The organism is Bacillus sp. M13(2017) (genome assembly GCF_002218325.1).
GTDB classification, from domain to species: domain Bacteria; phylum Bacillota; class Bacilli; order Bacillales; family Bacillaceae_G; genus Bacillus_A; species Bacillus_A thuringiensis_K.
The window spans coordinates 133661-154777 of the sequence record NZ_KZ268502.1; the positions used below are offsets into that span (position 1 = coordinate 133661).

The following is a 21117-nucleotide window of genomic DNA, read 5'->3' on the forward strand; positions in this document are numbered from 1 at the left end:
AATTTGGATTACATAACTTGAAAATCATGGTAATATATAAAATGTTAATTTCGTATATGAATATATACGTATAGGAGGAGAAATAATTTGTCAGATTTACAGACGAAGTTAGGTAGTGGAATGAATAAGTTACAAGAAGGAATAGAACAAGGGAAAATGAAGTTGCAAGTTGCACAAGAAATTGCTCAATTGAAAAAGGGAATGCAAGTGCAAATGCAGAAAAAAGCAGAGGTTCTATTAGAGGTTGGACAGCAAGTGTATGTTCAATTAAGAGGAAGTGGAGTAAATGAAGCGAGCTTAAAAGAAATGATTGCTCCAGTTCAAGAATTTGATGTAGCTATTTATCAAGCAAGAAAGCGCATTGTTGAATTGCAAAAACAACAAGGTGAAAAAGCTACATGTGAATGTGGTGGACCTTTATCAATAAATGATAAGTTTTGTGGTTCATGTGGAAAGCCTAACCCGATGTTAGCAGTAGAAAATGAAGGTGAAACGGTAAATTGTATTTCATGTAATGAGCATATCGATAAAAAATCTACTTACTGTCCAGTTTGTGGAATTAAGCAAAGTGGGGAGTGAATTAAATGTATTGTCGCACATGTGGAAAACAACATGGTGAAGAAGTAAATTATTGCCCAAATGAAGGTAGTATGGAGATTGCAGGAGCTATAGATGCAGTAACATTAGAAAAAGATACTGCAAAATACTGCAAAGGTTGTGGCAGTGAAAATGCCCAAAAAAATTTATATTGTAAAAAGTGTGGGTATTCTTTATCTGTTGTGAAGAAAAAAGAACAATCTGTAAAATTGCCTACAATGGATGGTGCTCCTAAAGTTGAATTTAAAGCAGATAAAGCCGTTTTACAAAAAGGTTTGATTGGTGGGGCTGTTGCAAGTATTCTCATGTTAATTGCTGGTTGGATTGGTAGTTTATTATTTGCCTCTATGTTAAGTGAGATGTTTAGCAAATTTGCGAAAGAATTAGAAATGTTGCCAAGTTTTTATTCGAGTGCAACTTCTACGATGTTAAGTTATCATTTACTTGGTTTTACAGCTAACGATGATAGTGGATTGATATTTTCTTTATCTTGGCATACTCCATTTACATTATTATTAATCATTCCATTTATTATTTTTGCTGGTACAGGAATTTGGTTAGGGAAACAGCATGTTGCGAAAACGATTAAAGATCAAATCTTTATGGCAGCAACAGTTGGTATTATTTATGGAGTCTTTTTATTCATTATAAGTTTTATAGCATCACAATCTTTTGCAATTCCATTCTCAGAAGCAGGTAAGATTACGGTTGGCTATTCAGCGATTAAGAGTTTATTGAGTGGTTTTGTATGTGGGACATTATTTACCTTATTAGGATTTATTGCTCATACAAGCAAAAACAATATGGCAGCAGCATTTCAAGAGTTAATGCCATATGGAGCGTCTGTTTATTACGGTGTTTCAGCTATGATAAAAGGACTTTTAGTAACAGCAGTAGCAGTTTGTATTATGGCGTTAGTAAGTAAGGAAGATGGTATTGAACCATTAAAAGAAATAACAACTTTAAAATCTGAAAGTACATTATTAGCATTAGAGTTAACACCTCAATTATGGAGTATGGCTCATTTTGCGCCGTTAGAAGTATCAAGTCCAGCACTTAGTAAGGAATTTACTAGAATTGGTAAGAAATCAAATACATATGAGAGCACACTATCGTTTTCATTTATATCAGGCGTCTCTGTAAATGGCGTAGAGCTTAGAGAGATATTGATTTCAAAAGGAGTAAATGAGGAAAGCCTTGCAGAATTTGATAAAGTGAATAACGTATTCCATTACGGTTTATTACTGCTTATTATTCCGTTGTTCTTTATGTTTAGAGCGGGAAGAAAGTTAGCTAAATTACCGACTGCCAATATATATATTACATTAGCGGTATGCAGTGGTTCTTACACAATTATGATGATTGTAATGAATATGATTTCTAAGTTCCAAATTAATGTTTCAGGAACTGTAACAAGTTTATTTGGAACAAGTGGAACAGTACTATCTATGCAAAATTCATTTATATATTTAACTTTGTTTAGTCTTATTGTGACATATGTAGCGGCATTTGCTGGAATGAAATTAGCTAAAAAATAGGAGGAGAGCACGTTGAAGTTTTGTGGAACATGTAAAAAGAATGTTGCAGACCATTTGAACTTTTGTCCTGAGTGTGGGAGTAAAGTAGAAGTAATCGTTGATAACACTGCTGCTTCATATACAGAATTACAAAGCGAGACAAAACCAGTGAAAAGTAAGAAAAATTTATTTTTAATCATTGGTTTTGCCATTATTGCTGCATTATTATTTGGGGCATATAAATTTGGAGCATATAAGTTTTCAAAAGAAAAGCAAGTAAATGTAATGATTGAAGCATTCCAAAAGAAAGATATTAATGCAATTGATGAGTTTGTAAAAGCGAATGATTCAAGCTTAAAGATTAAGACAGAGGATATTAAAGCGTACATGCGTTATTTAAAAGAGAATCCTTCTTACAACAAACAATTACTTTCTTATTTACAGAAAGAGACAGTAGATCAAAAGTTAACAAAAGATAAATCTTCATTTAAGGACGGGGAAATAGTAGAAGAGGGAAAAGAGTGGTTCTTATATCCAAAGTATAAGTTCAGCATGAAATCTTATTATATGAGCGTTAGTACAACTGCAAAAAACGCAGAAATATATGTGAATGACAAAAAAGAAACAGAGCTTTCTAGTGATAAAACTTCGAAAGAGTTGGGGCCATACTTCCCAGGTACATATGTTGTAAAGGCAACGGCGAAGACAGAACTTACTGAATTAGAAACAGAGAAAGAAGTAGATTTAGCGGATGAACAGAGCGAGAAGGTGAAAGTGGATTTATCGCTTGAAGGCAAGTATGTAAGTATTTCTTCTGATTAAAGTGATGCAACTGTATTTGTGAATGGGAAAAAACGTGGAAAATTAAATTATGGAAGTTATAAGCTTGGCCCTGTATCCACAGATGAAACAGTAGAAGTACATTTAGAGAAAACTACTGATTTTGGTGTGATGAAATCTGAAAGTGTTAAAATTGGAGACCAAAGCACGTATTACTTAAAATTCCCGAAAGAAACATCAAGTTCAGCAGTGGGCGAATTTGTAAGAAATCATATTTATGATAACGTACGTGCAATTTCATTAAATGATTTTAGTTTAATTGAAAATAATTATGATAAGAGCGGGAAATCGTATAAGGAAGACCGTGATTATATACAGTATTTACACAAAAAAGGAATTACAGAAGACTTATTAACGATGGAAGTTCGTAATGTAGAGCGTCAAAGTGCTACGAAATATAAAGTAACGACATATGAAGAGTATCATATTCGTTACGGTGATGGATCTGTGAAGTTCAAAAGTTTTAATAACGAACATATTGTAACTGTGAATGGAAATGGAAAGATGTTGTATCATTCTCTTGGTGCAAATAATACGTTGAAATCAGAAGATGTATCTGGTCCAACTCGTTAATATGAGAGAGGCTGTTCAATATTGAACAGCCTCTTTATTTTGTAGCTAAATCAATATTTCGTGCCAAACCGTTGATATATCGTAAGTTATGATAGATATAATTGAAAAATCGTTGATATCTTTTTTTACAATTATGAGTGCGTTTCCTTTAATATCGCTTGTACATACGGATCATGTAATATTTGCTCTATAATTGGTAACATGTTTTGTTCAAATGGAATGTCGATAGGAAATGGCTTTTGTGAGCCAGGTTTGATTCCATATCGGACAAATTTGTGATGTGTATTTTCTTCAGACTTGAGCATAATTAATTTATATCGATTGTCATCACCAGCGAGTGAAAAGTCAATGGAAGTAGCGTCGTATGCTACTTCATCTTTATATATATACGGTTTTGGTGTACCGATCCAGTCTACTTTTGCTTCTACATTCATGGATATAACCTCCTTATATGTATTATAAAAAAATAAAAGCCAGCTCTCAACAAGGAGAACTGGCTTCAGCAGTCATTGGTTATTTTAAAATTTTCACTTTAACAGTTTTGCGTCCCCATTTTTGAGCAGCACTATCTGATCCAAGCAGGATGTCGATACGGTTACCTTTAATTGCACCACCAGTATCTCCAGCGATAGCTTCTCCGTAACCTTCTACCCATACTTTAGATCCTAATGGGATTACTTTCGGGTCAACAGCGATCATTTTCATGTTTGGATTCGCAGTTAAATCATGACCCATTGCAGTTAATACACGGCCGCCATATGTGCCACCGTTTTCGCTCGGGTGAGCTGTATATGCTGTAGCTACCACAGTTAACTCACGACCACCAGATGGTGTGCTAGTTTCAGCAGCTTTCACAGCAGGCTTAGCAGCTGGTTTTGCTTGTGCTGCAGGTGTTTGAGCCTTAGCTGGTGCTTCAGCTTTAGCAGGGGCAGTTGTTTCTTGTTTCTCAATCACAGGTGCTGTACCTGTTAAGAAAGGAACATGAACATAAGCTGTTTTCCCGTTATATTCAAATTGTAACCACTCATTTTGTACTTGGTTCGTTGTTTCGATTACATCGTCTTTCTTCAACTTTCCAAGAATTTCTGAGTTTGTGTTCGCTTCAGCACGTACGTTTAATACGTTAGCTGTTACGTAGTAGATGCTTTTTGTGAACTCTGCACTTACGAATGCGTCTTTACCGTCTAAAGTAACTTTTGACCATCCGTTTTCTGTATTTTGAACATCTATTTTATTACCGTTTAGTAATTTACCGACAACTTTTGATTCCGTAGTAGGGTTTTCGCGTACGTTTAGTACGTCTGTTGTTACAACAGTTTCTGCATTAGCAGATGATGTGAAAATCCCAAGACCAAAAACTGCTGCTGTTGCTATACCAATTAATTTTTTCATGATAGCCTCCATTGCGTTTGTTTTCGTGTCCTCATTATAGCAACAGATTTTTTCGGATTTGGGGAAAACACACAATTACAAACCATTCGTAATCAGTCGTTAATATCCTGTAATATAACAAAAAATATAGGAAAGCGTTTTTCATTCTATATGACTCATAGGTTTCTAGTTATATTCGAAATATTTAATACAACATGTTTTTTTCGACGTAAATAAAAATATTACAAGGGTGTTACATGATGTTTACTAAACGATTACATTCCTTGAGTATTTTACCGTTTTATGGGTAATATAGTTATATAAACATAAACATTTTGTTTGTGAAGCTATAAACACGTGCTATATACTAGCAAAAAAACCGCATAATTGTTACAAAACGAAAGGGTTGCAAGGAAGAACTTTGCCCTTTTTTACATATGTAACACATCCTTTTTTAGGAAAATACATTCCTATCCGCGTTTTTCTCACACAATTTGACAGCAGTATTTCTAACTTGTAGCTCTTGCAGAGTGAAAAGGTTATACGAAAGGTAAGGCTGTCCATAAGAATTCGAATTGGTGAAGGTGAAAGTAAGAAAATCACCGCAAAATTATAGTTTTCTATCCGATTTTACATATCGGAATTTATGTTATTTACAAAAACGAAACCTACGAAGGGGGATTTGATGAGGAAACTGACAAAAACATTCATCGTTTCATTAACATTATGTATTGCATTTACAATTTGGGGGATTATTCCCGAATCTATTATTGGAAAAGGTAGCTTAGGAAATGTAACAACCGCAATTCAAACTGCATTAGTTAGTAAGTTCGGGTGGTTTTATATTATTTCCGTTTCTATTATTTTAGGTGTGTCTATCTTTTTAATTGTTTCGAAATACGGTTCTATTCGTTTAGGTAAAGATGATGACGAACCTGATTATAGTTATATGACATGGTTTGCTATGTTATTTAGTGCTGGTATGGGTATCGGCTTAGTCTTCTGGGGCGTTGCCGAACCATTAAACCATTTATACGCACCTCCGTTTGGAGAAGGTGCAACTGAGGAAAGTGCGCGCCTTGCACTGCGTTTTTCATTTTTCCATTGGGGATTACATCCTTGGGGACTATATGCGTTTGTAGCGTTATGTATTGCTTACTTTACCTTTAGAAAAGGAAAAGCAAGTACGATTAGTGCGACAGTAGGTCCGTTATTTAAGGGCGGGGAACACGGGCGTATTGCTCATTCATTTGATGTGTTAGCTGTTTTCGCAACTGTGTTTGGTGTTGCAACGTCATTAGGTCTCGGGGCGAAACAAATTGCAGGTGGTGTTAGTTATTTAACATCTATCCCGAACTCATTAACGACTCAGTTAGTTATTATTGCAATCGTAACAGTATTATTTATGTTATCTGCGCAAACAGGTCTTGATAAAGGAATTAAATATTTAAGTAATACGAACATTATTTTTGCGTTTGCACTTATGATTATTGTATTATTTGCGGGTCCAACAAACTTTATTATGAATTACTTCACTTCAACAATCGGTTCTTACATTCAAGAATTGCCAAGCATGAGCTTCCGTTTAAGTCCATTAGACGAAGGTGGAAACCAATGGATTCAATCGTGGACAATTTTCTATTGGGCATGGTGGATTGCATGGTCACCGTTCGTAGGTACGTTTATTGCTCGTGTTTCACGAGGACGTACCATTCGTGAGTTTGTAATCGGTGTGTTACTCGTACCGACAATAATTGGTGCCCTTTGGTTCTCTGTTTTCGGCGGAACAGGTATTCATATGGAGCTGTTTGGTGATGCACATATCTTTGAAAAAATTAAAGAGATGGGAACAGAAGTAGGATTGTTTGCTATGTTTGATCAGATGGGAAGCTTTGGATCAGCTTTATCTGTTCTAGCGATTCTTCTTATTTCTACATTCTTTATTACATCTGCAGATTCTGCGACATTCGTTTTAGGGATGTTAACGACACATGGTAGTTTAAACCCACCAAATCGCATTAAAATGATTTGGGGTATCGTTCTAGCCGCGCTAGCTTCTATCTTATTATATGTTGGTGGATTAGAAGCCTTACAAACGGCAGCTATCATTGCAGCATTCCCGTTCGTTTTTGTTATTTTCTTTATGATGGCAGCATTATTTAAAGAGTTACAAAAAGAAGGACGTAGGAAGCGTCATTAATAATAGAAGGAAAAGAGCTGATTTCATATCAGCTCTTTTTTTATACCTCTATTTGCCGAGCAGTAAGAACACCACCTCAAAATTCAGCAAAAGCAAATAAGTCGAGCTACTTGTAAAAGCCCGATTGGTAATGGCTAATTAAAGTTTCACTTTATATAGAAGGAATTTGAAATGCGGGTAGGGGAAATAAAATACTTTATCATATAAGTAGTATGCCTTTTATACGAAGAAAAAACGATAGGTTTCGACAATATTCGATATCTTGCGAATTCTATTCGTATTTTTGTCAAAAATATGTCGGAAATGTGTTGTCACTTTTATATATATGTGCTATATTATTTCCTGTAAGCGATTTCAAATAGTTTTAAAGCGCATTCAAGGGGGACATCTAGAATAATGAAACGTTACGAAAGAAAGTGGAAGCATATTTGTTTGAAACGTGTGGCACATCGTAGTGTCCAAGAAAGCACGGAACCTAAGACTGAAACGCGCAAAGAACAGCAAGAGAAGCAATTGGTTCTACAAAAATAGCAATCACTTTTTCGTATATAAATGAAGGTCGATCGTTCGTTGGGGGATGGACGTGAAATTACTTTCAGCTAAGGGGTATTGTCTGATATATAATTTATACGGCAATAAATAAGCACAGAGCATACGGCGCTCTGTGCTTATTTTTATTATTTATCTTTTTTAAATCGAACTGTCTTATCCCAGCCAATGACTTGTTTCTTGCTCTTTGCACGTAAGTATAAGATTAAGCTACGAATAAATAAGTACGTAAAGAGCTGTGCGTACGTAAAGTACATAATAACGCTAATAAAAATATTAGTCGGTGTAAAGGTTCGTTCGACACTCTGGGCACTAAATAATTGAGAAACATATGTAATATATGCGACATACCACATAAATAGTAGCGGAATGCTATATTGAATTTGGAATATCCCGAGTAGCCCAATTACAAACCAAACGTTTGAAATGATTAGGAATAGCCAAAATACAACATACACTAGAACTTGTTGTAAGGAATGAACAAGCAGCTTTCCTTTAAAGAAACTTAATGATGAGAACATTTTTTCTAAAATATATAAATTCCCTTGGAGCCAACGTGTACGTTGTTTAATAAGAATTTTTAAATGCTCTGGTTCTTGTTCCCAAGTAACTGATTCTGGGACGATTGGTAAGAGATAACCTTTTTGTGTAATTCGTAATGTTAATTCAGCATCTTCTGCAATTGCATAAGGATCATAGCCACCAAGCTCTTCTAGTGCGGAGCGACGAAGAAGCATATTTGTTCCTGTCAGTGAGCCTGTTTGGAATAGTAACCAGCGTCCAGATTGCATAAGGAGCTGGAAGATTTGAAATTCCAGTGAAATCATTCGCGTCAGCCAGTTTCGCTTTTCGTTTACTGTACGAACATGTCCAACAGCTCCAACAGCATCTTCAGTTGTTTCAGCGTGCTCTACAAGCATTCGCAGTGCGTGTGGTTCAGGTTGGTTATCTGCATCGTACACACAGAAGTATTCACCATCTGAAATACTAAGCCCATAGTTTAGTACACGTGATTTACCCTTCGGTTCACCAGGGGGAACACGAATGTGGCGAATATGAGCATAAGCCTTGTCAAAATCATCGCCGATTTCAGGTGTTTCGTCTTGAGAGTTATCATTTAATAAATAAATAGTTAGCTTTCCAGGATACTCAATCTTAGCCATTGCTTCTAAAGTATCTTTAATAACGACGCCTTCATTATGGGCAGGTATGAAAATATCGACGCTCGGATAATGTTCTAATGTACGATCTTTTCGTTTACTATTTCGGTGAATTAGGCCCGCGATTGTTAAGAAAGAGTAGTAAACGAGTAAGCCAGAGAATAGAAAAGCCGTAAAAATAAGTACATATTTAATTGAAAATGTGATACTGATCCAAAAAACGAGTACGCAAAACAGAAGGAATAAAAGAAGTATAACGAGAGTCATCATAACAGGGTCTGTCCTTTGTTTCCAATTTGCTCGCGTGAAATTTTTATATCTCGGATTGCTTCAGCAGCAAGCCATTGCTCCATTTTTGGCTTTAGGCGGTTCATTACAATGTCAGCACCAGCTTCATTTGTGTTTTGTAATAAAATAACTAGCGTATTATTATCATATTCAGCAGCAAGGTCAAAATCATTCCTTACCGTTTCAACTAATAAGGAAGCTACACGGTCCATAACACTTTCCTTCGTATATTTACTAAAGGAAGTGAAATCAAAGTAAATGATAAAGCCTGTTTCATTACGACGATTCATTGCAGTCGTTAATAACGCTTGGCGTCTCTCGAATTCTTGTCTTGTTAGTAATTTGGATTCTCCAATATATTGTTCCAATGTTCTCACACGCTCAGTTAAAGTTTTATTTTCATGAATCACTTTTTTCAATAGGTGAGTTGTTATATATACAATGAAGAAGTTAGCTGCCATCAGGAAGTGGATAATCATATATTGCCATTGATCTGATGTACTCCATAAATGAAGCCATGCTTGATAAAACAAATAAAATACGGAAATAATGGTTCCTAGTATGAAGAAAACAAATGCTGTTTTGTCAGCTAAAAATAAGAATAGTACGTTTACGATTACGTATATTATTGTAAAAATGAGCGCATGCTCATATTTCGTCACATATACAGTAGTAAAATAAAATACAATTTGTAAAATCCACATAGAGAGGATTTTATAGAACTTATCTTTCACAAAACTTTCCTCCTTAAAGCTATTTCATCAATAGATACTTGTAGTATGCGCAATTATTAAGAAATTGACCATGCCGTGAAACTCTTTTGAAGGGCAACAACAAGTAGTATCTCTATTTTCATAAGAAAAATAAAAAGACTTAAACATTATTGTATCATAATGTACTTATATTTAGGATAAATTGATTAATAGATACATAAAAGACGTTTGGATTGCATGAAAAAAGTCTCCTCTTGTAGAAAGAGAAGACTCTATATAAGTTTATAGGAACATCATACCTGCAACTGCTGCATTTAAAAAGTTCGCTAATGTACCAGCGATAACTGCTTTAATCCCTAATTGTGCAATTTGTTTACGGCGAGTAGGAGCTAGTGTTCCTGTTACACCTAATTGAATTGCGATAGAAGAGAAGTTTGCAAATCCACAGATTGCGAATGTTAAAATTAGATTTGTTTTGTCAGAGAACTCTGCCATGTGTGGTCCTAAGTTTGCGTATGCAACGAATTCGTTGATTGCAAGTTTTTGACCGATAAAGCTTGCTGCTTGTATCGCTTCACCAGGAGAAACCCCGATTAAGATTGCGAATGGTGATAATAAGTAACCAAAGATTAAATCGAGGCTAAGTTTAATATCGAACAGAGAACCAACCCATCCTAATAATCCATTTAATAAAGCGATTAATGCGATGAAAGCCATTAACATTGCTGCTACGTTAATAACAAGTTGCATACCTTCAGATGCGCCGCGTGCAGCTGCATCAATAACATTTGCGTCTTCACGTTCTGTAGAAAGTTCAACGTTATTATCTACTTTTTCTGTCTCTGGCATGATTAGTTTCGCAATTAATAAGCTCGATGGAGCCGCCATAATTGCAGCTGCTAATAAGTGCTCTAACGGAATACCCATTGCTGCATAACCGACAAGAACAGATCCAGCAACAGCTGTCATACCGCTTACCATAATAGTGAAGAATTCACTATTTGTTAAGCGTGCTAAGTAAGGTTTAATTAAGATTGGAGCTTCAGTTTGTCCTAAAAATACAGTCGTTACTGAGTTTAGGCTTTCTGCTTTAGAAGTTCCAAGAAGTTTACTTAATGCACCACCAACGATGCTAACAAATTTCTGCATAATACCAAAATAATATAAGATTGCTACTAATGAACTAATAAATACGATTGGAAGTAGTGCTTGAATAAAGAATACAAATCCCCAAGGTCCCTTTGCGTTGACTAAATCCCCAGTAACGAACTTAATACCCTCGTAAGAAAAATTAATTAATCCTTGAACACCGTCAGCAGCGTGTTTTAAACCTGCTTTACCAGCGTCCCATCGTAATACGATAAATGAAAATGACATTTGTAATGCTAGCGCAATTAAAATTGTGCGCCAATTAATAGCTTTGCGGTTGGAAGATAGTAAGAAAGCAATTGCTAATACTCCAATCACGCCGCCAATTCCCCATAAAAGATTCATGCAGTGTATGCTCCTTCCTCATAGTAAAAACAGTGTATAAACCAGTTGTCTATACGTTTACGAATATAACATCTTTAGTAACTTATCATAATGGACATCGGAGGTCAAACGTCTAATGAAAAGTTTAAATAAAAAGAAAATTCTTCAAAAAAACACATATAAAATAAATAGACATGAAATAGGTTATGTTTTTTATGAAAATATATACATTATGATAACGTTATGCATTGTTTTTGCAGAATAAAGTGTATGAAATAGAAGAATGGATACATTATTTTTGTAGAGAGAAGGTAGGAGAAAGGGAGTAATATGTTGAACTCATAGCAAAAAAGCCTTCTAGTAAATTAGAAGGCTTTGAAACTATTAATTAAGGTGCTTTCGTGTATCCTAAGAAGTGGCTCTTCCAATAAGATTTACTTAATGAATCGATTGCGACACCTTTATCTCCAGCTTGGATAAACGATCCGCCTCCAAGGTAAATACCCATGTGTGAAGGACCAGATTTATAAGTGTTTTGGAAATAAATTAAGTCCCCCGGTTGTGGACTTGAAGTTTTTGGTAGGCTACTCCAGTATCCCGCAACACTTTGACGGCTAATGTTATGACCAAATTTCTTAAATACGTGGTAGATGTAGCCACTGCAGTCTACGCCGTTAGCAGAAGTTCCGCCCCAAACGTATGGTACACCTTGCATTGATTTTGCGTATGCAAGTACGGAAGAACTGTCGCCGCTATTGTTGCCTGTATTATTATTGTTGTTATTGTTTTGATTGTTATTTTGGTTATTGTTAGGCTTATTATCTACTGCGCCTCCAACTGGTGTTTTAGACAGATAACGTGTTCCGATATAGCCAGTTTGACCGTTGTAGTTAATTTTGCTCCATCCAGAGTTTTCAGAGATTACTTGAACCTTCTGTCCTTGTGGAAGTGCGCCTATGATTCTATAATTTGTACCTTCGCCGCTACGTACATTTAGTGCAGAAGCATTAATGTAGTAGTCGCCAATTGCACCTTGGTTAGGTTTTTCAGGTTGTTTTGGTTGCTCAGGAGTAGTAGTGCCACCTTTAACGAATTTTACAAATTCGCTACTAACAAAGCCTGTTTTTCCTTGGTAATTCACTTTAAACCAACCGTTTTCAGATCCAACTACGTTTAATGTTGTACCGTTTAAAACGCCACCAATTACACTATGGTAAGCGGCAGGGCCTGTACGAACACGTAAAGATGTAGCGTTAACCACGTAAGAACCACCAGTTTGAATAGTTCCATTATTGTTTTGCTCTTGTTTGTTGCCTTCTGTAACGTTTTCGTTGGAACCGCCTTTTGTTACATAGTCTTTGCTTACATAAGCAGTTTGTCCTGCGTAATTGATTTTGAACCAATCTTGAACTTCTCCAACAACTTGTACTACTTGTCCTTTTGTAATAGAACCTACAGTTGTGTGAGAAGTGCTAGGACCTGTACGAACGCGAAGGGAAGATACATTTACTGTATAGTTTCCGCTTGCTGGTTTTACTTCTTGGTTGTTATTATTCGTATTGTTGTTTGAAGAACCCGCATTAGAAGAAACGCCAGATACGAATTCGCCACTTACATAACCTACTTGTCCATTATGGTTAATTTTCACCCAACCATTTTCTTGTCCAATTACGTTTAATGTTTGTCCTTCATATACACGTCCAGAAACAGAACTAGATGTGTTAGGAGCTGTACGTACACGTAATACATCAGCGGTAACTTTATTGTTTCCACCTGTACTTACATTGTTGTTTGCTGCTCCACTTTTTGATACAAATTCGCCACTAACAAAGCCTGTTTGTCCATTAATGTTAATTTTGAACCAACCATTTTCTTCGCCAATCACGTTTAATGATTGACCGTTATAAACGCGTGAGATGATGTCGTGAGAAGTGCTTGATCCTGCACGAACATGTAATACGCTCGCGTTTACCTTATAAGATGAGCTGTTTGATGCAGAAGCTTGGACAGTTGTAGCAGCTTTTTGTGTATTTTGTTCAGGTGCAGCTTGAACACTATCAAGTGTAGGTGCTGCTCCTCCTGCTACAGACACTGCCGCAAGACCGGCAAGATACTTTTTCATAATTTGTCGATTCCTTTCTGTCTGTAATGTAGTGAAGAAATATTTACCAACTGTTAAAAATTCTAAAGAGCATGTCGATTACTGTCAAGACTTATATAGGAATCTGAATATGACAAAAAGATTACAAGAAAAAAATCAAGGCATAAAATTACACCTTGATTTCCATTTAAATGCATATATTGAATATGAAAGGACAGAAATTATTCGTGTTTAAGAAGAGGCCATATTGGATTGTAACAAGATTTGATTAAAAGATTTTTGCAGTTTTTTGGTGATAGGCCCAACTTGCCCATCTTGAATCGCGGTCCCATCAAGGTGGGTCATTGGTAAAATTTCAATCGTTGTGCCTGTAAAAAAGCATTCATCTGCTTGATAAACGTCACGAACACTGAAAAGTTCTTCCTGTACAGGAATGTGAAGAGTATTCGCTAAAGAAAGGACATATTGACGAATAATGCCATTTAAAATAAGGTGATTGGCTGGATGTGTGTAAAGAGTTCCGTTTTTAATTAAAAAGAAGTTGGAATGGCTTCCTTCCGTTACAATACCATTCCTTACGAGAAGTGCCTCTTTACAACCTTTCCGTTCAGCTTTCGTAGCAGCTAGTACGTTTGGTAATAAATTTAATGATTTAATGTCACAGCGTAGCCATCGAGTATCGGGTTCTGATATAGCACGTATACCATATTCAATCCATAATGCTGGTCTTTCTTTTTTTGTAATATAGGCATAAATTGTCGGAGGGTTGTCATATGAAAATATATGTGTGCGAGCTTGTACACCACGAGATACTTGCAAATAAATTGTGCCATCTTCATGGAAATGATTTCGTTCAATTAATTTGTAAAGTAAAGTGATGAGCTCAGCTTTTGAGAAAGGGAGCGATAATTCTATTTCTTCCATGGAGCGATATAATCTCGTTATGTGCGGATCTAATAAGTGAAAGTTCCCTTTATATAGGCGAATCACCTCGTAGACACCATCTCCGAACTGCAAACCTCTCTCTTCAAGTTCTATGTACGTTTGTTGTTTTGTTGTATCAATAACTTCATCATTCCAAAGTACAAATTTTTCGTATGCCAATTTCCGTCCCATCCTTTCGTAAGTACGTAAGTAACGTGAAACTTTCATTCATGCGAGATAAAAATCACTATAGTAATTTTTATGTAAGCAATTCTCTACATATGACCGTATATGTATTTGTAAATCATAGAGAAGTAAGGATGATTTACCCCGCATTAACGGGCAGTAAAACTTCCACTTAAAAATTAGGGTGGAGCAAAGAAGTGAATTGGGCGAATAACTGCCCGTAGCTGCCCGATTGGTAAGGGCTGATTAAAGTTTCACTTTACAGCATTTTGTATATACAAATTCGAAAATAAGAATGAGAATCCTGCTTTTAAATAAAAAAAGCAACATTCTTATGGAATGCTGCACAAGGAGGGTAGCTATCTTTCATAGGGACATTGTCTTGTTGAATGTTTTGTGTATGGAAACAAAACATGTTGAAAGACAATTATAAGAAAGTAGAAACAAAAGATTTACACATTTCTTTAAGGGATCTTACGAAAGATGAAAGATAAGAAATATGTAGAACCTCGTTTACATATTTTATTATAGAGATTCTTCATTAACGCTATGTTAATATTTGGTAAAGGTTATGTAATTTTAAAGTTAATGAATATAAGTAGTTGTATGGAAGAAAATAAAAAAAGAGGCTGAGATTACTCAGCACTCTTCTTTTCTTCTTTAATAACTGTTTTTACTTCACCAGTTTTAATCTTATTACTTTCAGAGAAGCGAAGTAAGTCACCTTCAATGATTTTATCAGACATGTTCAATTCATTTTGGGCACGATCAATTAGTGGTTGAGATTCTTCTTTCGGTAATTGTACAACTTCGCCAGTAGCACGATCGTAGAATGTACTGTTTGTATACATGTATTTATCTGTAACGAAGCTACCGTCACGAAGAACAACAAATCCTTTATTATCAGGTGAGAATACATCATGACCGAATCGAACGTCATTTGTAGAATCTACACCAAGTAAGTTTAGAATAGTTGGTTTAATATCAATTTCTCCAGTTGGTTTCGAAATTGTTTTACCTTCTTTTTGACCTGGAACGTGAATAAACATCGGTGTTTTTTGTAAGTTCATATGGTCAAATGCAGTGATTTCTTCTTTTCCTAAGAACTGTGCCATTGCACGGTTATGGTTTTCAGAAATACCGTAGTGGTCACCGTAGAATACGATTACTGAGTTGTCGTAAATACCTTCTGCTTTTAGACGCTCAATAAAGTGTTTCATTGCTTCGTCTAAGTAACGAGCAGTTACCATGTAACGGTCAAATACTCCATCACCAGAATTATATTCGTCGATTAATTTTGTACTGTCATCGTAAGTGAATGGGTAATGATTCGTTAAAGTAAGGAAGCGAGTATAGAATGGTTGCTTCACTTGTTTTAACATATCAATAGATTGATCGAAGTATTCGATATCTTTTAATCCCCAGTTTAATTTTGTTTCTGGCGTAATCTTGTAGTCAAGCTCGTTGTAGTAACGATCATAACCAAGTGCTGGATACATAATGTTACGGTTCCAGAATGTTGCGTTGTTTGCGTGGAATACCGACGTGTGATACCCTTGCTGACGTAAAATTTCTGGAGTTGCTGTATATTCATTATTACCGTGTGTGAAGAATACAGCACCGCGGTCTAGTGGATATAAAGAAGTATCTACTAGGAATTCAGCATCAGATGTTTTACCTTGCCCAGTTTGATGGAAGAAGTTATCAAAGTAATAACTTTCTTTCGTAAATTGGTTTAAGAATGGTGTAACTTCTTGTCCGTTAACTGTTGCGCCAATTAAGAATGTTTGTAATGACTCAAGAGAGACAACAATTACGTTTTTCCCTTTTGCAGTACCGAACATATTTGGATCTGGTTTACTTTGTGTTGTTTTCACGTAGTTTTCTGTTTCTTGTAATTTACTACCGTCAGCGAATGCTTTTTGTGAACTTGATTTTGCTTGTAAGCCAAGATCGTATACTTGGTGTACATATAATCCTAAGTTTTTAACAAGCATAACGCGGTCGAATGAACGTGTTAATAATTCTGGACGTTCAGCTTCTGCAAGTCCTAAGTTTGCGAAGAAAATAGCAACTGTTGATACGAAGTATAGGGAACGCATCGGGCGTGCTACACGCTCTGTAGGTGCAAAGTTTTTCATTTTCTTCAACAGAACGAAGAATATGATAATGTCTGCAAATGCAAGAATAATTTTGTAGTTAAATAATTCTTTTACACTAGAACCTAAACTTCCAAAGTTAGATGTTTGTCCTAGCACCGGTAAAGTAACGAAGTCATTGTAGAATCCGTAGAACATTACGTTACCAACAAGAACGATTGTTAAGACAAAATTAATTCCAAGTGCTATATAGTTACGTTTTTTCCCTTTTGCAAATAATGCAAGACCAACAAGCAGTAATGATGCTGCTAATGGGCTAAGGAATAAAATGAATTCTTGCATGAAAGATTCAAGTTTTAAATCAAAGCTTGTGCGTGTAATAAGGTAAGTTTTCAGCCATAAGGCTAAAGCTACGAATACAGTGAAACGCACATTTTGAAATTGTGATTTCAAGGTTTCTTTCATTCATTTCCACCCTTTCTCTATCAGGCTTGGTCGATTTTGGAGCGAAAAATGCTAAAATAAAAAATACATAGTTTTCTTGGCCATAATTAAAGGTTCTATATTCACCCATATACGACTATAACTATGCATACCCTTTTGGTTTCTTTTGTTGCTCATAAGCATAACGTCATTTCTGTATTATACAACAAAATTCATTTCTGAGAAACACTATAACATTTTACATTTTTTGTATAAGATTTGTCACTACCAGAGAAAACTTTAACATTCGTTTATATGTCCGTCAACTAGAAAATATAACAAAGGTAGAGCAGAATGTTAAGTGGAAGTGAAAATTTTCTTTGTTGAGAAATAAGAAATGAAGATGGGTAAGGGTTATCTAGAAATCTATTATATGAAGGAAATCGTGTGAAAATTAACGAACACTTGTTCTTTTTTGGTTTGTTTGTTACAATGAAAGTTCATTGATAGGTTTTGTGTAATTTCCATGAACTTTTACTGATAACATATTCTAGCTTATTTCTTTTTAAAAATAGGGAGGCTTTTACATGAAACAAAAATTTTCAGTTGAAGCGTTTTGGAAGAAAGTAAAACATGTTGCAAAGCAAGCAGGGCAGTCGGTCATTTATGCAAGTTTATTACTGTTTTACGTTTTACAAAGACCCGATGTTCCAAAACGAGTGAAAATTATTGTAATTGGAGCACTTGCTTATTTTATTGCACCGATTGATGCGATTCCAGATTTCATTGCTGGAATTGGCTATACGGATGATTTGGGGGCGTTAACGGCCGCACTAATACAGGTGTCGTTATACGTCAATGAAGATGTGAAAAATAAGGCACGAGTGAAGTTGGCAGAATGGTTTGGTTCGGATATAGACACAACATTTATCGATCAGAAATTAGGTCAATAGGTGAAACCTGTCATAAGGTGACAGGACGAACGTAAGCGAGGAAGTGCATTATGCCATCAGGAAGAACGCATACGAAAATAAACTTAATATCCCTTCCGGTTGTTTTGTTTTTGCTCTTTTCGTATGGATTAACAAATTTTGATTTTTTATTAACTTTTGCAATTGGTTTTTTAGTAGGTACTTCATTTTTAACACCAGATTTAGATACGTACAGTAATGCTTATAACAAATGGGGTTTCTTACGTATATTTTGGTATCCTTATAAGAAAGTAATGCCGCATCGATCTTTCTTTACGCATACGATTATACTTGGTGATGTGATTCGTATTGCGTACATGTTAATCGTCTTTTCTCCATTTTTATTTCTATTAAATGTAATCGCACTGGATGGTAATTTAATAGAAATTGCGAAGAAACATGAGGTTGAAATTGTAACGTTCTTAATGGGAATTGTTGTGGCAAGTACGCTCCACATTATAGCGGATAAAGTGAATACGCGCCGAAAGAAAATGATGAGAAAAAAGAAGAAACGCAGGAGATAAAGTGAACGAATTTGGAAAAGGCCCCTTGCAATTTGCAAGGGGCCCTTTTTAAACAAACATTTGTTTAAAATTAAGCTTTCAGCACTTTAATTCCTTTTACAATGTTCCAGATGAAGTAGTATAAGCTGATGATTCCGCAAATAGCTAAGACAATCATTGATCCAATTCCAAGTGTTACATCTGGTTGATCAGATCCAAGACCCATAATTCCTAAAATAGTTACGCCAATGAATGTAGCGATACTTGGAATGATGTGTGTCCATAGAGCACGTTTTGCATGTGGTTTTGTTTCAGCGTCTCCCACAATCCAAACGATAATAGGGAATAAGATAGGGGCAAATAGTACACTAAAGTATGATAACGCAGCTAATATTTTATTTCCGTTCATATATATCACCTCATGAATAATTTCTGTTGTTATACTATTATTATGCAATAATTTTGGCAAACTTCCTATCGATAAACATTACAAGAACGTGACGATTTTGTAAGATTTTCTATTAAATAATAAAATTTTCAAAAAAATCTTTTTTAATAGAAATTGTTATGGTACAGTATAAATGAAAGTTGTTGAAAACGTTTTCTTAAACGTTTTTTTATTTTAGGCTTAAAGGTATGATGACCTGATAGTCTATTGATGAGGTTATTCTATTTAAAAGGGGATTCTTTAGGGGGAGAGAACAATGAACACATGGACACAAGTTTATGATCCATTCGGAAACATTTGGATTTCGGCAGCGGTCGCACTTATTCCGATTATCTTTTTTTTCTTAGCTTTAGCAGTTTTCCGCATGAAGGGGTATGTAGCAGGATTTATTACAGTTGTACTTACAGTTTTAGTAGCGTTATTCGCTTATAAAATGCCGTTCAAGATGGCAATGGCAGCAACCGGGTACGGTTTTTTGTACGGGTTATGGCCAATTGCTTGGATTATCATTATGTCCGTATTTTTATATAAAATTTCTGTAAAAACAGGTCAATTTGATGTGATTCGTGCATCGGTATTATCGATTACGAACGATCATCGTCTACTCGTTATTTTAATTGGATTTTCATTTGGAGCATTTTTAGAAGGAGCGGCAGGATTTGGGGCACCAGTAGCGATTACAGCAGCGCTTCTTGCGGGTCTTGGGTTAAATCCTTTATACGCAGCAGGTCTTTGTTTGATTGCAAATACTGCACCAGTGGCGTTCGGAGCGATGGGAATTCCGATTACAGTTGCTGGACAAGTAACAGGTATTGATCCACATAAAATTGGACAAATGGCTGGGCATCAATTACCGTTCCTATCATTATTTGTTCCATTCTTTATCGTATTTTTAATGGATGGATTTAAAGGTATAAGACAAACGTGGCCTGCGTTACTTGTAGCGGGTAGTTCATTTGCGATTACGCAGTTCATTACAGCGACATTTTTAGGGCCGGAACTTCCGGATATTACATCGGCACTTGTAAGTTTAATTAGTTTAGCGCTGTTCTTAAAAGTTTGGCAGCCGAAAGAAACTTATCAATCCGGGCAAGCAAATAGTGAAGTAGCAGCAACGACAGCAGCATCGATGCCGAAATTAACGTTTGGAAAAGTGGTGAAGGCATGGTCTCCATTTATCGTATTAACGGTTATGGTAGTCATTTGGAGCCAAAGTTTCTTTAAGGCATTATTCGCTCCAGGAGGGGCTTTAGAAAGTCTTGTATTTAAGTTTGAAATTCCAGGTCTACATAATTTAGTAATGAAAGCAGAGCCCATTGTAAATAAACCAACGCCTTACGAGGCAATTCTAAAGTTTGATGTATTATCGGCAACTGGAACAGCGATTTTAATTGCTTGTATCATTTCCATGTTTATTTTGAAAATGAATGTAAAAGATGCAGTAGTGACATTTAAAGAAACGTTAAGCGAATTAAAAATGCCAATTCTATCTATCGGATTCGTACTAGGGTTTGCATTTATCGCAAACTATTCTGGTCTATCTTCTACGTTAGCGTTAGCATTAGCCGGAACTGGCGGACTATTCCCGTTCTTCTCACCATTCTTAGGCTGGATTGGCGTATTCCTAACAGGGTCTGATACGTCTGCGAATGCACTGTTCTCGAATTTACAAGCCATTACAGCGCAGCAAGTCGGTGTATCTGAAGTGCTTCTCGTTGCAGCAAATACAACGGGCGGTGTAACAGGAAAAATGATTTCTCCGCAATCGATTGCAATTGCTTGTGCGGCAGTTGGACTTGCTGGAAAAGAATCGGATTTGTTCCGTTTTACAGTAAAGCATAGTTTATTCTTCGTAATTATTGTTGGTATTATGACGTATGTGCAGGCGTATTATTTAACGTGGATGATTCCATAAACAATAAAAGAAATAAACTTTGAATTTTTCAGATTATGGTGTATGATGGGAAAGTATTGAAAATTAAATCAGTGATAAACTAGGGGTGCCTAACGTATGCGTAGGCTGAGAGAGAAGCGCGTGAACTTCTTAACCCTTTGGACCTGATCTGGCTCGTACCAGCGTAGGGAAGTTAACGGCTTTACATAATGATGTCTTTATGAGCCAGGTCCTTATTTTTCTATGGACCTGGCTCTTTTTATTTTGGCATGCGCTGGCCATATCTC

At 35.8% G+C, this 21117-nt stretch carries 15 protein-coding genes, 1 pseudogene and 1 riboswitch; of the genes and pseudogenes, 7 read left to right on the forward strand and 9 right to left on the reverse strand.

Annotation, left to right across the window (positions count from 1 at the left end; genetic code table 11):
- Positions 1-87: 87 nt before the first annotated feature.
- The 3 genes and pseudogenes from CGQ22_RS09770 to CGQ22_RS09780 all read left to right on the forward strand — a co-directional run bounded on the left by CGQ22_RS09770 (position 88) and on the right by CGQ22_RS09780 (position 3527).
- Entirely contained in the window at positions 88-579 is a 492-nt protein-coding gene (locus tag CGQ22_RS09770; RefSeq protein ID WP_061884769.1) for a zinc ribbon domain-containing protein, read from the forward strand.
- A 5-nt stretch (positions 580-584) separates the two neighbouring features.
- A complete protein-coding gene (locus CGQ22_RS09775) occupies positions 585-2135 on the forward strand; it encodes a zinc ribbon domain-containing protein (RefSeq protein ID WP_089148624.1) in 1551 nt (516 codons plus the stop codon).
- Between the two features lie 12 nt (positions 2136-2147).
- Positions 2148-3527: pseudogene (locus tag CGQ22_RS09780) on the forward strand (zinc ribbon domain-containing protein).
- A gap of 131 nt (positions 3528-3658) precedes the next feature.
- Here CGQ22_RS09780 and CGQ22_RS09785 read toward each other — a convergent pair.
- Positions 3659-3961 (reverse strand): DUF3910 family protein, encoded by a 303-nt coding sequence (locus tag CGQ22_RS09785; protein ID WP_001100117.1) that lies wholly within the window; start codon positions 3959-3961, stop codon positions 3659-3661.
- 79 nt (positions 3962-4040) lie between these two features.
- Positions 4041-4919, reverse strand: coding sequence for a cell wall-binding protein EntA (locus tag CGQ22_RS09790; RefSeq protein ID WP_000733340.1), 879 nt, complete (start codon positions 4917-4919; stop codon positions 4041-4043).
- A gap of 664 nt (positions 4920-5583) precedes the next feature.
- On the opposite strand from CGQ22_RS09790, the gene opuD reads away from it, so the two are divergent.
- Positions 5584-7098: a glycine betaine transporter OpuD gene (opuD, locus tag CGQ22_RS09800; RefSeq protein WP_001230114.1), complete on the forward strand. Its 1515-nt coding sequence runs from the start codon at positions 5584-5586 to the stop codon at positions 7096-7098.
- Positions 7099-7775: 677 nt separating this feature from the next.
- Here the strand turns inward: opuD and CGQ22_RS09810 are convergent.
- The 6 genes from CGQ22_RS09810 to CGQ22_RS09845 all read right to left on the reverse strand — a co-directional run bounded on the left by CGQ22_RS09810 (position 7776) and on the right by CGQ22_RS09845 (position 17056).
- Positions 7776-9077 (reverse strand): glycosyltransferase family 2 protein, encoded by a 1302-nt coding sequence (locus CGQ22_RS09810; protein WP_000988751.1) that lies wholly within the window; start codon positions 9075-9077, stop codon positions 7776-7778.
- Positions 9074-9829 carry a nucleotidyl cyclase domain-containing protein gene (locus tag CGQ22_RS09815; protein WP_000653233.1) on the reverse strand — a complete coding sequence of 252 codons (756 nt, stop codon included), beginning with the start codon at positions 9827-9829 and terminating at the stop codon, positions 9074-9076. The genes CGQ22_RS09810 and CGQ22_RS09815 overlap by 4 nt, the downstream gene beginning before the upstream one ends.
- A gap of 261 nt (positions 9830-10090) precedes the next feature.
- Positions 10091-11302: a NupC/NupG family nucleoside CNT transporter gene (locus tag CGQ22_RS09820; RefSeq protein ID WP_001051029.1), complete on the reverse strand. Its 1212-nt coding sequence runs from the start codon at positions 11300-11302 to the stop codon at positions 10091-10093.
- A gap of 367 nt (positions 11303-11669) precedes the next feature.
- Positions 11670-13403 carry a C40 family peptidase gene (locus CGQ22_RS09825; protein WP_000760291.1) on the reverse strand — a complete coding sequence of 578 codons (1734 nt, stop codon included), beginning with the start codon at positions 13401-13403 and terminating at the stop codon, positions 11670-11672.
- A 210-nt stretch (positions 13404-13613) separates the two neighbouring features.
- Entirely contained in the window at positions 13614-14498 is an 885-nt protein-coding gene (locus tag CGQ22_RS09835; RefSeq protein ID WP_074593743.1) for a D-amino-acid transaminase, read from the reverse strand.
- Positions 14499-15127: 629 nt separating this feature from the next.
- Positions 15128-17056: an LTA synthase family protein gene (locus CGQ22_RS09845; RefSeq protein ID WP_000665350.1), complete on the reverse strand. Its 1929-nt coding sequence runs from the start codon at positions 17054-17056 to the stop codon at positions 15128-15130.
- A 545-nt stretch (positions 17057-17601) separates the two neighbouring features.
- Between CGQ22_RS09845 and CGQ22_RS09855 the strand changes: the two genes are divergently transcribed.
- Positions 17602-17967, forward strand: coding sequence for a YkvA family protein (locus tag CGQ22_RS09855; RefSeq protein WP_000810373.1), 366 nt, complete (start codon positions 17602-17604; stop codon positions 17965-17967).
- 50 nt (positions 17968-18017) lie between these two features.
- Entirely contained in the window at positions 18018-18509 is a 492-nt protein-coding gene (locus CGQ22_RS09860; protein WP_001139059.1) for a metal-binding protein, read from the forward strand.
- 70 nt (positions 18510-18579) lie between these two features.
- Here CGQ22_RS09860 and CGQ22_RS09865 read toward each other — a convergent pair whose 3' ends face one another.
- Positions 18580-18897, reverse strand: coding sequence for a magnetosome magnetite crystal formation protein family (locus tag CGQ22_RS09865; protein ID WP_001014099.1), 318 nt, complete (start codon positions 18895-18897; stop codon positions 18580-18582).
- Positions 18898-19192: 295 nt separating this feature from the next.
- On the opposite strand from CGQ22_RS09865, the gene lldP reads away from it, so the two are divergent.
- A complete protein-coding gene (lldP, locus tag CGQ22_RS09870; protein WP_001099332.1) occupies positions 19193-20851 on the forward strand; it encodes an L-lactate permease in 1659 nt (552 codons plus the stop codon).
- Between the two features lie 71 nt (positions 20852-20922).
- A riboswitch (TPP riboswitch) is annotated at positions 20923-21038 on the forward strand.
- The last annotated feature ends 79 nt before the right edge of the window (positions 21039-21117 follow it).